Below are 13,105 nucleotides of genomic sequence, written 5' to 3'. Positions count from 1 at the left end.
CGCAGATTAATTTCGACAAGGAGTCGCGTCAGATGTGACCAACGCAGGGAAAATATAATCATCATAAAGAATTTGAGCCTGATCAAAAAATATTACACTTTTTGATCAGGCCATTTAATTTTGATGGGCTTTTTTATAAATCTTTAATGAAAAACGTTCTAAGTGTTTCAATAATTAAAGGGAAAAGAGTGAATTGAAATCATCGCTTCTTTCCTTTTTCTTTCATCCAATTGCAAATAGAACGGACCGTTTCTCTATTGATATGGGGTGGAAAATGGTGTGCCAAATTGGCCATATACCACGTTTCAAATTCTTTTCCTGATTCCTTAAGCGCCTTTTCAAGCTTATAGGACTGTTCGATCCTAACATTGGAATCTTCAGTACCGTGGATAATAAGTACCGGTGCATGAATGCGGTCCACTTCATAAATTGGTGAGCGTTCTTCATAAATTTCCGGATATTTTGTTGGAGATCCACCGATAAGTCTCTTTAGCGTACGTCTTAAATCAACCCGTTCTTCGTACAAATCCGCCAAATCAGCTACACCCGACCAAGTGACGATTGACCGAATATCTTTACTCAAAATCCCCATCCATAAAGCCATTAATCCTCCCCTTGAAAAACCAAAAAGGTGTACCGAATCATTATTGGCAAATTCTTTTAATAATTGGATGCTATGCAGTGCATCAAGTCGGTCATCGCCCCCAAATTCATCGCGACCTTCTCCACCTCGATTTCCACGATAATACGGTGCAAATACAATAAACCCATTTGAGGCAAATTGCGCAATTCTAGCTGGCCTTACCATTCCTACCGACTGCAATCCACCACGCAAATATAATAATGCTTCATATGAACCATCTCCAATAGGTCTAGCAAGCAATCCTTTCACTCGAAGCCCTTCCGACCAATAAACGATTTCCTCAAGCTCTACATTTGGATTAGGAGAAGGATATTTTCTAATTAATTCAATGCTACCATTCTTTTTCAAGTTGTTTCACTTCCTGCAAAATTTTTTTCATCCCTTCATCCTTCATATAAAAACTTGCATATGGATGTTGTAATACTTCCTCCGTTGTTAAAAAAAGTCGCCCGACCGTTTCGTATTGTTGAACAAAAGGTTCGATTCGAGCCACCTTTGCAACAAATACGGCTTTACAAAATGGGATTTTTTCATAAACAGTATAATGGGCAAATAATTTCAAATCCGTAATATGTACGAGCGTTTCTTCATAAACTTCCCGCTTAGCTGCTTGTTCTATTGTTTCTCCCAATTCCACTTTACCTCCAGGAAATTCCACACCCCGTTTTTGATTGATTGTACAAAGCCATTTTCCATCTTTTTGTACAAGCACCAGGACATGCTTCGGCTCAAGTGGAAACGGAGGACCTTCAAAACTTAGTTCGACTTTATTATTGTTTAAATCATAAAAAGTAAACATCCCTTCAACTCCTATACATTTAGTGTAGCGAAGGGATGTGTTCTATTCAATTATTGAAATAGGGCAATTGTTCCACAAATTCTTTTATTTTTTCATCGCCAAACTCATGAATTAAAGCATAAATTTTTTTCAATCGATTATCAATTTCATCATTCTCTTCATCAAGATGGTATGGAAGATATGGTAAATGAGCTCTTACTGCATTATCAAATTCTAAAGAGTTTAACTGATTAAATAGCTTTTTAAATATAAACACTTTATCCGGATCCAATTCAATCTTAAACTCACAAGGTTCGCCAGTAGGAATGTAATTATAAGATTGGTTTAAGACGTTCACATACAGCGTTGTCTTTTCGATAGTAATCACCCTCCTTATATTCATTATGGTGAAATATAATTAGGGCTATTCAAAAGGATAAAAAATCCTCAAAAGTTCTATCATTGAACTCTTGAGGATAGACATTCCGTTATTTACCTAAAAACGCTGATAACATCCATGTATGTTTTTCTAGACTTTGGAAAGTTGCGTTCAACATATCTTCTGTACGATCATCGCCTTGATTTGCCGCCTCTTCCATTGCTTCTTTAATCAGCTTCATAGTGGATTGGAAGTCATCAATTATTGTTTGAACCATTTCCTCTGATTTTTCTGAACCTGAAGCTTCTTGTACTCTTGATAATTCTAAATGCTCTTTTAATGTTGCAACTGGCTTTCCGCCTTTTGTTAGAATACGCTCTGCTACTTCATCTAAGTTTGCCGTAATTTCATTGTATAATTCTTCAAATTTTTCATGTAATGTAAAGAAGCTTGGACCTGTTACATACCAATGGTAATTATGAAGTTTAGTATATAATACTGAGTATGTTGAAACTAATTCATTTAATTGGGCAATTAATTTATCGTTTGACATCATTTCACCTCATTTTACAGATTTTTCTTTCTTTTTTAATTATACTAAAAACATTGTTTTTATAATTTTACAATTGCATGAAATCTCAGAAAACAGTTCATATATAGTATGATATTTTTTATTGAATTTATCCAAATATTATGTTCACCTTGTATTCAACAATCAGAAGAATAATTATGTTAGTATATAGGTAGAGGTGATGATATTGAATATGTCTGGTATCTTAATATTAGTAGGCGTTATGTATTTCATCATAATGATTGGTGCTATCGGTTTCTTTATACATATGAAAAGAAAAGGTCGATTTTAAATAAGTAAAGTAAGGAATGAGAAATTCGAACAATGAAATATCCTTTTATTTGGCTTATTCAATTTTATAGAAAATTTATTTCTCCACTCACACCACCAACCTGCCGATTTTATCCGACTTGTTCTCAATATGGACTTGAAGCATTTGAAAAGCACGGTGCTATTAAAGGCTTTATTCTTACTACAATCCGCATTTTAAAATGTCATCCTTTTCATCCTGGGGGTTTTGATCCCGTACCTGAAAAGTGGCCTTCGAAAAAAAATTAATTTCGAAGGTTTTTCTTATTGTATTTATTCACTTGTTCATGGTATTATTGATTTCGTGAAAATTACATAAATCGTAATCATTACTATTTGATGAAAAGGAGAAATATAATGAGAAATTTGATTTTCCTCTCATTACTAGCGATGACGCTGCTTTTAACTGCCTGCACCAATAATGAATCGAATCAAGAAAAGAATAACGAAATTAATATATATACTACTGTATACCCACTACAATATTTTGCAAAACAAATCGGTGGAGATTATGTGAATGTTTCTTCTATCTATCCTCCTGGAGCAAATGAGCACACTTTTGAACCAACACAAAAGGATATGATCGCTTTAGCAGATGCAGACGTATTTTTCTATATTGGATTAGGTTTAGAAAGTTTTGTGGAAAATGCGAAAAAATCATTGGCAAATGAACACGTAAAATTTGTTCCAGTCGCAGAAAAAATTGATGAACAAAAACTACAAACTTCTGTTGGACATTCCCACGAGGAACATGAACATGAACATGAACATGAACACGACCACCACCATGGAGAGGTCGATCCACATGTTTGGCTCTCTCCTACGATCTCTAAAGATATAGCATTGACGATTAAAAATGAACTTGTCAACCTTCTTCCAGAACAAGAAAATACGTTCAATACAAACTATGAGCAATTAGTAAAACGTCTCGATGAATTAGATCAACAATATAAAGACTTAGCAAGTCATGCTTCATCCAAAACATTTTTTGTGTCCCATGCAGCCTTTGGATATATCGCAGGAAATTACGGGTTAACACAAATCCCCGTTGCTGGATTAAATTCACAAAGCGAACCATCCCAGAAGGAACTTGCGGAAATTATCGAACTTGCCAAAAAATATAAAATTCAATATATATTATTTGAGCAAAATGTTTCATCGAAACTAGCATCTGTCATTCAGGAAGAAATTGGAGCCGAATCGCTAATATTACATAACCTAAGCGTATTAACAGAAGATGATCTAAAAAATAATGAAGATTACTTTACATTAATGGAAAAAAATTTAAAAACGTTGGAAAAAGCTTTAAATTATTAATCTTAAAGGAGCGAATTTTGAAAGCTACAGGCTTTCGATTCGCTCTTATTTTTCCTAAAATTAGGAACATGATAAGCAATCTATAGTTAAAAACGTAGAAAAGTTAACCTTTTCCCATTAAAAAAGTAGTACAAATCAGCTTGTACTACTCATGGAGATTAAGGTAACAATTCTTTTAATTTTCGACGCAACAATTTATTGGAAGCATTTCTTGGTAATGCATCAACCACATAGACTTCTTTTGGTACTTTATACTTCGCTAAATGTTGTAAACAATATTCTTTAATTTCATCAGGTGAAACATCTTTTTTCAATACAATGAAAGCAACTGGAACTTGTCCCCATGTTGCATCCTCCACTCCACAAACACCCGCTTCTTTGATTGCAGGATGCCCCATTAACACGTTTTCCACTTCTGCTGGATAAATGTTCTCTCCACCGGAAATGATTAGGTCTGAACGGCGATCAACGACATATAAATATCCTTCGTTATCTACATAACCTATATCACCAGTATGTAACCATCCGTCTTCCGTCGATGGTTTCGCTTCGTAACGTCCAATATATCCTGGCGTCACATGTGGGCCGCGGATACAAATTTCCCCTTCTTGATAAGGACCGTCTGCTCCTAATATTTTAATCTGATTGAAAAATAATGGTTTACCAGCCGAACCGATTTTCCGCAAAGCATCTTCCGCAGGTAATGTCGCTGTTTGAGAGGAAGTTTCCGTCATCCCATAAGTTTGCAATACTTTCAATCCCCGCTGTTCTGCACGAATTAAATAATCTTTCGGAATAGGGCCACCTCCTGCCAATATCAACTTAAATGATGGAGATGCCTTCTGATTTCGTTCCTCAAGGATATGTAAAATTCGCTCAAGCATCACAGCTACCACTGAAACATTTGTCACCCTACCGAAAACAATATCCTCTGCAATTTGTACATGATCAAATTTTCGATAGAGCTTTACTTCGTTGCCGTATAATAGAGAACGAACTAATATCGAAAATCCACTAATATGAAAAAGAGGTACAGCACAAAGCCAAACATCTTTTTCGGATAAACCGATATTCAAAACTGAAGCAACGGCACTTGATTGATGGTTTTCTACCGTTTGACGCACGCCTTTTGGAAAACCTGTCGTGCCGCTCGTATACATAATGGAAATCGTCTGTTGCAGCGGCCATTCACGGCTTATTTCAATTGGCTTACAATCGCTATTTTCGATTTCAGAGAATCGCAAGTAGTTCACATCTTCAGGCAGTAATGACAGATCATTGTCATTGACTAATACCATTGAGACTTGTGCATCATTGATTTGATAAGCCAATTCATTAGTAGTTAGCTTACGGTTTAATAACACCATTTCACATTGTAAATGCATACATCCGTACATAATAAAAATCAAACTTGAATCGTTTTCTCCAAGAACCGCAACACGGCTTCCCTTGTCTATGCCTAATACCTTTAATTGTTCCGCACGTTTTACAGAAATCTTTTTGATTTCTTCAAAAGTCCAGTGATTACCTTCAAAAGATAATCCAATTCGATTTGGAGTTAAATAGGCTCGCTGTAGAATCCAATTAGGGTACATTATAATTCCTCCCTTTCTCCCCTTCATTTTACTAAAAAAATATCATAAATAAAAATTAACAATCAGACTCATTAGTTATCATGATTTACAAAATCCATCCAAAATGAAAAAGGCTGTCTTGAAAGTAGAAACTTTCAAGACAGCCTATTTTCAAAAACGAATTATCGATATCTAAATCAAGGGAATCTTGGGAATTGACCAAAGTTTGGTTTACGTTTTTCTTTAAACGCATCTCGTCCTTCTTTTGCTTCATCCGTTGTATAGTAAAGAAGCGTCGCGTCTCCAGCGAATTGTTGAAGTCCTGCAAGTCCATCTGTATCTGCATTCATTGCAGCTTTTAAGAAACGAATGGCAGTTGGTGATTTTTCAAGGATTTCTTCACACCATTTTACCGTTTCATCTTCCAATTGTTCTAAAGGTACAACCGTGTTTACTAATCCCATTTCTAACGCTTCTTGTGCATTATACTGACGGCATAAGTACCAGATTTCACGAGCTTTTTTATGTCCAACGATGCGTGCTAAATAGCCAGAACCGTATCCAGCGTCAAAGGAACCAACTTTCGGACCAGTTTGTCCAAATATAGCGTTGTCTGCAGCAATCGTTAAGTCACACACTACGTGTAATACGTGTCCGCCACCGATAGCATATCCAGCAACCATCGCAATAACTGGTTTTGGAATTACGCGAATTAGTCGTTGTAAATCTAGTACGTTTAATCGTGGGATATTGTCATCGCCTACATACCCACCATGACCGCGCACCTTTTGGTCACCACCAGAACAGAATGCTTTATCACCTTCACCTGTTAAAATGATAACACCGATATTTGCATCATCACGAGCACGTGAGAAAGCATCAATTAATTCTTCAACCGTTTTTGGTCGAAATGCGTTGCGTACTTCCGGACGATTAATTGTAATTTTTGCAATCCCATTATAAAATTCATACTTTATATCTTCATAAGTATGTAAAGTTTTCCACTCACGAGTCATATGAGTAACCTCCCCGAATTTTATAAGACTTCCTTAATTATTGTAGCAAATTGTTCCGGATTTTCCACGTGAATTGAATGGCCTACATTAGGAACGTTAATATGTTTCGCATTTTGTAGCTGTTCAAGCATTTGTTCAGCAATTTGGACGAATTTTTGATCTAATTCTCCAGTTATGAGTATAACGGGAAAGGAGAGACGAATTAATTTTCGCCATAATGAAGGTTGGGCACCTGTCCCCATTCCACGCAAACTATTAGCAAGCCCCGTTTCTGATTGGCTTAACCGTTCTTCTCGAATCGCTTGTTGTATTTGTTCAGGTAATGTCTTTTGGGATGCAAAAAGGGGGATGTTTTCCCACTTATCTACAAACCATTGAATTCCCTTCTCTTCAATTTCATCAGCCAATAATTCATCCGCCTGTCTTCTAGCCAGTTGTTCTTCTTCGGTATGTAAACCTGGCGATGAACTTTCTAATATTAATTGTTTAATCCGCTTAGGAAAGCGAACTGCGTATGATAATGCTACTCGCCCTCCCATTGAATAACCTAATAAGTTAAAATAATGTAATCCCAATTGATTAAATATTTCTTCCAAGTCCTTCACTTGTTCAATCATAGAATATCGTGAAGAATCTTTTGGCGCTTCTGTTTTACCATGTCCAATTAAATCAATTGCGACAATTTTTATTGTATTTGGCAAGTATTCAATTACTTTATTCCAGGTGTTAGTTGTTCCAGTAAAACCGTGTAACAAAACAAGAACTTCTTCTGCACCCTCATTCCATATTTCCACATTGACCTGTATTCCACGAATATTTAAAGTAGCCATTCTTTCAACTCCGAATTTATATGTTGCCATAACTTTCGATGTGCCTGAACATTTTCATTTCGGTTTGTTCGAATTTCTATTAATCTTAATGGTTTGTCCCCTTTTTCAAAAATCTTTTCTTTTTCATCAAAATGGTTGATTAGCAAATAGTCCATTCCATACATGTTTGCTACATCTTGAAATTTTAGTGCAGTCGGAGTTCCAAATAAGTCCTCATAGTATTCTTTTACGGTTGCTTGAGACAAGTAGGAAAAAATCCCCCCACCATCATTATTTAATACAAAAATAGTCATATTACACGGTTGATAGCGGGTTAATAGAAACGCGTTAATATCATGTAAGGCTGCCAAATCTCCAATCAATAAATACGTTTTTCGATTTTCTCTCCCTTTCGAAAATCCAAAAGCCGTTGAAATGACTCCATCAATACCGTTTGCCCCTCGATTAGCAAAGATTTGAATATCCTTTGAAGTAGGCAACAAAAAAGTATCAATATCTCGTATTGGCATGCTACTGCTCACAAATAAATCACTTTTTTCTGGCAATTGTTCTAACAAATAGCGAACGAATGCCCCTTCATCTTTTTCATGTTGAGTATATGCAAGTATATGTTTTTTAGCTATATCATCAGCTGTTTTCCAAAGAGTAAAATATGATTCATTAATCGTTGACTGGATAATCATTTCCTCTAACCATGATTCGATGGTTGCATGGATAAAATGTGTTGAAACGGAAGTTGAATCTCGAAACATCGGATCCTCATCGATTACTATATAGTTTTTTGGCTTTGATTCCATTAAAAAAATCGTTAAAAATTTTGAAACTGGTTGTGCACCAAAACGGATGACTGTATCGCAAACTGCCAATTTTTTAAACTCATCGCTTTTTAAGAGCGCATCATATGTAGCAATGACATACTGTTTACAAAATTCTGGGATATTCGCTCTCATATTTGATAAACTTTCAACTAAAACAGGCCATTGTACTTTTCGAATAAATGACCATAAATATTCTAACTTTGTACCAAGTGCAAGTTCACCGATTACGATTATTCCTCTTCGTGTTTCTTTGATAATCGATGATAGCGCCTTCATCGCTTCATAGTGTGGGGTAATCGTGCCATTGAAACTTGCCAAAAATGATCTTTTTGGTAATTCATTTTGAAAATCAATCAACAATGGCTCACGAAACGGAATATTAATATGTACCGGACCTAATGGATGAGTCTTAGCAATATTGACAACTCGTACAATATGACGTTCAACAAATGGCAGAGTTACACTGTTATCATCAGGTATTGGAAATTCAGCAAACCATTTGACATGATTTCCATATAAATCAATTTGATTGATTGCTTGTGGAGCCCCTACTTCACGCAATTCATGGGGACGATCAGCTGTAATGACAACGAGCGGAACTCGTGCATATTTTGCTTCCACTATAGCAGGATAGTAGTTTGCAGCTGCAGTACCTGATGTACACAGTAATACTACTGGTTTCCCTTTTGACTTTGCCAATCCTAACGCAAAAAACGCCGCAGATCGTTCATCCACTTGTCGATACAGATTCAATTCTTTTGTTGATGCAAATGCATAGGCTAACGGAGTTGACCGTGATCCAGGGCTAATGACTACATCTTCCACACCATTTTGGACAAGAGACGCTACAATTTGATACACATAATCCGTCAAAATTTTACGTTCACTCATTAAATTGTCCTCCTAGAGCCCGCAACATCGGACGAAACTTTACTAACGTTTCTTCATATTCCGTCATTGGATTTGAATCTGCAACAATTCCACCGCCAGCATATAAGTATGCTTTCTTATCAATTAATGCTGCAGATCGTATAGCAACGGCAAATTCTCCATTTCCATCAGCATCAATCCAACCGATTGGTCCTGCATATAATCCCCTGTTCATTTTTTCGAACTCACGAATAATCTCCATCGCTTTATTTCTAGGAACTCCACCTAACGCGGGAGTAGGATGCAAATGTTCTACTAATTGCAATATTGTTGCATGATTGAATAATTTTCCTTCAACAGGCGTATATAAATGTTGTATATCACGAATTTTTAATAATTTAGGACGCTTTGGCACTTTATACTCTTCACAATGTTTGCTAAAAATATTTTCAATCATATCGACAACATATTGATGTTCTTTTAAGTTTTTGGAATCACTTAATAGTTGTTCCCCTAGCAATTTATCTTCTTCTGCTGTTTTTCCCCGTTTGATAGAACCAGCAACACAAGCAGAATAAGCATACTGATTTTTCACCTTTACTAAACGCTCAGGGGTAGCACCAAAAAATAGTAAGTTTTTCCGCTCAAGACCAAATAAATAACTTTCCGGCTGTTCATTCATTATTTGATAAATGATTTGAGGCGAAGATAACGCATCTTTAAAATCCAATTCTAAAGAACGGGCGATTACTACTTTATCTGCTTCGTTTTTTTGAATTAAATGGGTAACATTTTCAACTGCATGGAAATAGTAATCTTTATTTCGCTCATGAATCGAGTGAATTTTCGGCTTTTCATATGTTTTCAATTCTTTCACTTGAGCTGCATGAATTAATCGGTCCCGTTCTTCCCTTAATTTTTCAAAATGTATCGAAGAATCTTGTTGTTCTGTAATCAAATGAATGCTGACATAAGTTTTCTCATGTTGTTTTATTAATTGAAAAGTAGCTACAGTAAAATAACTTTGAGGAAAATCATTCCACTCACCATTTTCTTTATTTTCCGGATCAAAGGTAAAACCTCCGAATAAAATAGGTTGAGGTTCCTGCTCTTCCATTACAATATTTTTCGTTAATTCTTTCCATTGATGCTCAATATCATAAAAACGTTGACCATTTTTATTATTTTCCAATACGATTGCTTGTCCAAGTCCAACAATCGTTAATGTTTTTTCACGATTTTGCCAAAAAAACCTTTCCCCTCTATATTGCTGTTCTCCTGCTGCATAAAAAGCTAAAGGGGACAATTGATTCACTTCAATCGTTTCAATATAAAAGGACAATTTATTTGATGCCACTTCAACTTCAGTGGTTTTAGACCACTTTTGATGCATGAAAAAAACCTCCGTAAAAAAGCAATGTAATTTGCCATAAAAATAGCAGAATCTTATTTCTGCTTTCCTAAAATAATTATTCTGATTGCCTTTCCGAACAATGCAATATCTATTTTATCATATCATTTTTTTAGGTTTAATAATAATACTTTCAACTATTCTTTCTGTGAAATTATTTATAAAGTTTTTATCCTAAAATCTCCAATTTTAGGAGTATATAGTTTTTATTTCCCTATCTCTATATTAAGTCGTTGCATTTAATTTTCTTATATAATTCATAAATCCCTCTTCTGAAAATAATTTCACCTCATCATCTGTAAACTCTTGACGCAACCTTTCAATGATATTTGGAAATTCAGAAGCATTTGATAAATTGCTTACTGACAATGGGTCCATCCCATCAAAATCAGAACCAAAACCGATATGTTCCACTCCTACTAAATTAGCTAAATATTTTATGTGCTCAACCAATTTTTCGATTGTCGTCGTTTTCTTCTCCTTTTCTATAAATGGGGGATAAAAAACAACATGGATACGTCCACCTTTTTCTACAAGCATTTTCACTTGTTCATCCGTTAAATTTCTTGGATGATCACAGAGAGTGCGTGAATTACAATGGCTAGCAATCACTTTTTTTGCAAGCGGTAATAATTCATAAAATCCTCTTTCATTTAAATGCGCAACATCTATGATAATATCTCGTTCATTTAACAATTCAATTACCTTTTTTCCAAAAGGTTTTATACCCTTTGTAGAATCTTCTGACGTGCCATAGCCAACTTTATTTTCATAATTCCAAGTTAATCCGACTATCTTAACGCCTGCATCCAAAATGATCTTTAATTTTTCAAGATCATCATCTATGGCATCACAGCCTTCCAAACTTAATACGGCTCCTATTTGCCCTTCTTCGAGCTCATCAATTTGCTTCCAATCTTTAATATGAACCATTTCCGGCTCTTTCAATACATATTTATGGAAGGCTTCAATCTGACGTAATGCTTCTTGAAATTTCTGCTCTTTAGGAATATCTGGATGGATAAATATTGCAAATACTTGAATTTTTACATTCCCTGCCTTTAATCTTTCAAAGTTAGAATATATTCTAGAATCATTGCGAAAATTGGCATCTTCAAATCGTGCTAATTTTTCTAATACATCGCAATGTAGGTCCACTACTTTCATCTATTCTCCACTCCCCATACTCTTTTGTTTTTATAGTATTTATTAATGAATAAAGATGTTCCATGCGATAATTTGTAATAAAAAAACCTCGAGACAATCATAAATTGTCTCGAGGTTTTTTATGACCCCTACGGGATTCGAACCCGTGTTACCGCCGTGAAAGGGCGGTGTCTTAACCACTTGACCAAGGGGCCACAGCTATGTATGGCGGAGAAGGAGGGATTTGAACCCTCGCGCCGGGTTACCCCGACCTACACCCTTAGCAGGGGCGCCTCTTCAGCCTCTTGAGTACTTCTCCTTATGGCTCCGAAGGTAGGATTCGAACCTACGACCAATCGGTTAACAGCCGATTGCTCTACCACTGAGCTACTTCGGAATATATGGTGGGCCTAAATGGACTTGAACCATCGACCTCACGCTTATCAGGCGTGCGCTCTAACCAGCTGAGCTATAGGCCCATTGGAGCGGGTGATGGGAATCGAACCCACGACATCAGCTTGGAAGGCTGAGGTTTTACCATTAAACTACACCCGCATCAAGTGGGTCGGGACGGAATCGAACCGCCGACACTTTGATCTTCAGTCAAATGCTCTACCAACTGAGCTACCGACCCGTATTTATGGCGGTCCCGACGGGACTCGAACCCGCGATCTCCTGCGTGACAGGCAGGCATGTTAACCGCTACACCACGGGACCACTTTGGTTGCGGGGGCAGGATTTGAACCTGCGACCTCCGGGTTATGAGCCCGACGAGCTACCAGACTGCTCTACCCCGCGATAATAATTATTTTATATTATGGTGGAGGAAGAGGGATTCGAACCCCCGCGCGGTTTGACCCGCCTGTCGGTTTTCAAGACCGATCCCTTCAGCCAGACTTGGGTATTCCTCCATTTGTTTCTTATCTATCTTTTCAACCTTTGGTGGACCTTGCAGGACTCGAACCTGCGACCGGACGGTTATGAGCCGTCTGCTCTAACCAACTGAGCTAAAGGTCCTTAAGATGGCGGTGGAGGGGATCGAACCCCCGACCTCACGGGTATGAACCGTACGCTCTAGCCAGCTGAGCTACACCGCCGTCAATTGTTATTCATTTATAATTTGGTGGAGCATAGCGGGATCGAACCGCTGACCTCCTGCGTGCAAGGCAGGCGCTCTCCCAGCTGAGCTAATGCCCCGTAGTTCCTGCTGGTCGGGAAGACAGGATTCGAACCTGCGACCCCTTGGTCCCAAACCAAGTGCTCTACCAAGCTGAGCTACTTCCCGGTTCACTTTTTTTGGCGCGCCAGGCAGGAGTCGAACCCACAACCTTCTGATCCGTAGTCAGACGCTCTATCCAATTGAGCTACTGGCGCTAACTTCTATTTTACATGGTGCCGAGGACCGGAGTCGAACCGGTACGGTAGTCACCTACCGCAGGATTT

12 protein-coding genes and 15 tRNA genes (1 of these 27 only partly in view) are annotated in these 13,105 nt (G+C 37.2%); 2 read left to right on the top strand and 25 right to left on the bottom strand.

Annotation, left to right across the window (positions count from 1 at the left end; all coding sequences use genetic code 11):
* Positions 1–199: 199 nt before the first annotated feature.
* The 4 genes from NST00_RS08095 to NST00_RS08080 form a co-directional block, all read right to left on the bottom strand.
* A complete protein-coding gene (locus NST00_RS08095) occupies positions 200–991 on the bottom strand; it encodes an alpha/beta hydrolase family protein (protein WP_340709840.1) in 792 nt (263 codons plus the stop codon).
* Positions 975–1,442: an NUDIX domain-containing protein gene (locus tag NST00_RS08090; RefSeq protein WP_016837039.1), complete on the bottom strand. Its 468-nt coding sequence runs from the start codon at positions 1,440–1,442 to the stop codon at positions 975–977. Before NST00_RS08090 ends, NST00_RS08095 begins: the two co-directional genes overlap by 17 nt.
* A gap of 46 nt (positions 1,443–1,488) precedes the next feature.
* On the bottom strand, positions 1,489–1,809 hold the full coding sequence (locus NST00_RS08085; protein WP_016837038.1) for a hypothetical protein: 321 nt from the start codon (positions 1,807–1,809) through the stop codon (positions 1,489–1,491).
* A 100-nt stretch (positions 1,810–1,909) separates the two neighbouring features.
* Positions 1,910–2,353, bottom strand: a complete 444-nt coding sequence (locus tag NST00_RS08080; RefSeq protein ID WP_168411937.1) for a Dps family protein — start codon at positions 2,351–2,353, stop codon at positions 1,910–1,912.
* Positions 2,354–2,695: 342 nt separating this feature from the next.
* Between NST00_RS08080 and yidD the strand changes: the two genes are divergently transcribed.
* On the top strand, positions 2,696–2,929 hold the full coding sequence (gene yidD / locus NST00_RS08075; protein ID WP_096551638.1) for a membrane protein insertion efficiency factor YidD: 234 nt from the start codon (positions 2,696–2,698) through the stop codon (positions 2,927–2,929).
* 108 nt (positions 2,930–3,037) lie between these two features.
* The gene (locus tag NST00_RS08070) at positions 3,038–3,997 is read left to right on the top strand and encodes a metal ABC transporter solute-binding protein, Zn/Mn family (protein WP_340709839.1); all 960 of its coding nucleotides are present in this window, start codon (positions 3,038–3,040) and stop codon (positions 3,995–3,997) included.
* A 158-nt stretch (positions 3,998–4,155) separates the two neighbouring features.
* Here NST00_RS08070 and NST00_RS08065 read toward each other — a convergent pair whose 3' ends face one another.
* The 21 genes from NST00_RS08065 to NST00_RS07965 form a co-directional block, all read right to left on the bottom strand.
* Complete coding sequence (locus tag NST00_RS08065) at positions 4,156–5,592, bottom strand: o-succinylbenzoate--CoA ligase (protein WP_340709838.1); 1,437 nt, start codon at positions 5,590–5,592, stop codon at positions 4,156–4,158.
* 176 nt (positions 5,593–5,768) lie between these two features.
* Positions 5,769–6,587: a 1,4-dihydroxy-2-naphthoyl-CoA synthase gene (menB, locus tag NST00_RS08060; RefSeq protein WP_016837033.1), complete on the bottom strand. Its 819-nt coding sequence runs from the start codon at positions 6,585–6,587 to the stop codon at positions 5,769–5,771.
* 20 nt (positions 6,588–6,607) lie between these two features.
* Positions 6,608–7,417: a 2-succinyl-6-hydroxy-2,4-cyclohexadiene-1-carboxylate synthase gene (menH, locus tag NST00_RS08055; protein WP_168411939.1), complete on the bottom strand. Its 810-nt coding sequence runs from the start codon at positions 7,415–7,417 to the stop codon at positions 6,608–6,610.
* The gene (gene menD / locus NST00_RS08050; RefSeq protein ID WP_340709837.1) at positions 7,405–9,126 is read right to left on the bottom strand and encodes a 2-succinyl-5-enolpyruvyl-6-hydroxy-3-cyclohexene-1-carboxylic-acid synthase; all 1,722 of its coding nucleotides are present in this window, start codon (positions 9,124–9,126) and stop codon (positions 7,405–7,407) included. The genes menH and menD overlap by 13 nt, the downstream gene beginning before the upstream one ends.
* Positions 9,119–10,498, bottom strand: coding sequence for an isochorismate synthase (locus NST00_RS08045; protein WP_016837030.1), 1,380 nt, complete (start codon positions 10,496–10,498; stop codon positions 9,119–9,121). Before NST00_RS08045 ends, menD begins: the two co-directional genes overlap by 8 nt.
* A gap of 243 nt (positions 10,499–10,741) precedes the next feature.
* Positions 10,742–11,683 carry a dipeptidase gene (locus NST00_RS08040; protein ID WP_016837029.1) on the bottom strand — a complete coding sequence of 314 codons (942 nt, stop codon included), beginning with the start codon at positions 11,681–11,683 and terminating at the stop codon, positions 10,742–10,744.
* Between the two features lie 122 nt (positions 11,684–11,805).
* Positions 11,806–11,877, bottom strand: a tRNA-Glu gene (locus tag NST00_RS08035).
* A gap of 11 nt (positions 11,878–11,888) precedes the next feature.
* Positions 11,889–11,981: transfer RNA gene (locus NST00_RS08030), tRNA-Ser, on the bottom strand.
* A 3-nt stretch (positions 11,982–11,984) separates the two neighbouring features.
* Positions 11,985–12,059: transfer RNA gene (locus NST00_RS08025), tRNA-Asn, on the bottom strand.
* Between the two features lie 5 nt (positions 12,060–12,064).
* Positions 12,065–12,141, bottom strand: a tRNA-Ile gene (locus NST00_RS08020).
* 2 nt (positions 12,142–12,143) lie between these two features.
* Positions 12,144–12,217 (bottom strand) — tRNA-Gly (locus NST00_RS08015).
* Positions 12,218–12,223: 6 nt separating this feature from the next.
* Positions 12,224–12,296 (bottom strand) — tRNA-Phe (locus NST00_RS08010).
* Positions 12,297–12,303: 7 nt separating this feature from the next.
* Positions 12,304–12,379, bottom strand: a tRNA-Asp gene (locus NST00_RS08005).
* Positions 12,380–12,383: 4 nt separating this feature from the next.
* Positions 12,384–12,460, bottom strand: a tRNA-Met gene (locus tag NST00_RS08000).
* A 20-nt stretch (positions 12,461–12,480) separates the two neighbouring features.
* Positions 12,481–12,573, bottom strand: a tRNA-Ser gene (locus NST00_RS07995).
* Positions 12,574–12,602: 29 nt separating this feature from the next.
* Positions 12,603–12,679 (bottom strand) — tRNA-Ile (locus NST00_RS07990).
* 6 nt (positions 12,680–12,685) lie between these two features.
* Positions 12,686–12,759, bottom strand: a tRNA-Met gene (locus tag NST00_RS07985).
* Positions 12,760–12,783: 24 nt separating this feature from the next.
* Positions 12,784–12,859, bottom strand: a tRNA-Ala gene (locus NST00_RS07980).
* A gap of 11 nt (positions 12,860–12,870) precedes the next feature.
* Positions 12,871–12,947 (bottom strand) — tRNA-Pro (locus NST00_RS07975).
* 12 nt (positions 12,948–12,959) lie between these two features.
* A tRNA-Arg gene (locus tag NST00_RS07970) sits at positions 12,960–13,036 on the bottom strand.
* 16 nt (positions 13,037–13,052) lie between these two features.
* Positions 13,053–13,105 (bottom strand) — tRNA-Leu (locus tag NST00_RS07965) (it continues 36 nt past the right edge of the window).

Origin of the sequence: Ureibacillus sp. FSL K6-0165 (genome assembly GCF_038004285.1) — a bacterium.
GTDB classification, from domain to species: domain Bacteria; phylum Bacillota; class Bacilli; order Bacillales_A; family Planococcaceae; genus Ureibacillus; species Ureibacillus thermosphaericus.
The sequence above is the reverse complement of the archived record's forward strand: the minus strand, read 5'-3'. Positions and strand labels throughout refer to the sequence as shown.

Coding starts and splice junctions, on each gene's coding strand:
- menD (WP_340709837.1), bottom strand. CDS start 9,126: ATGAGTGAACGTAAAATTTTGACGGATTATGTGTATCAAATTGTAGCG.
- NST00_RS08080 (WP_168411937.1), bottom strand. CDS start 2,353: ATGTCAAACGATAAATTAATTGCCCAATTAAATGAATTAGTTTCAACA.
- menH (WP_168411939.1), bottom strand. CDS start 7,417: ATGGCTACTTTAAATATTCGTGGAATACAGGTCAATGTGGAAATATGG.
- NST00_RS08045 (WP_016837030.1), bottom strand. CDS start 10,498: ATGCATCAAAAGTGGTCTAAAACCACTGAAGTTGAAGTGGCATCAAAT.
- NST00_RS08065 (WP_340709838.1), bottom strand. CDS start 5,592: ATGTACCCTAATTGGATTCTACAGCGAGCCTATTTAACTCCAAATCGA.
- NST00_RS08040 (WP_016837029.1), bottom strand. CDS start 11,683: ATGAAAGTAGTGGACCTACATTGCGATGTATTAGAAAAATTAGCACGA.
- NST00_RS08090 (WP_016837039.1), bottom strand. CDS start 1,442: ATGTTTACTTTTTATGATTTAAACAATAATAAAGTCGAACTAAGTTTT.
- NST00_RS08070 (WP_340709839.1), top strand. CDS start 3,038: ATGAGAAATTTGATTTTCCTCTCATTACTAGCGATGACGCTGCTTTTA.
- yidD (WP_096551638.1), top strand. CDS start 2,696: ATGAAATATCCTTTTATTTGGCTTATTCAATTTTATAGAAAATTTATT.
- menB (WP_016837033.1), bottom strand. CDS start 6,587: ATGACTCGTGAGTGGAAAACTTTACATACTTATGAAGATATAAAGTAT.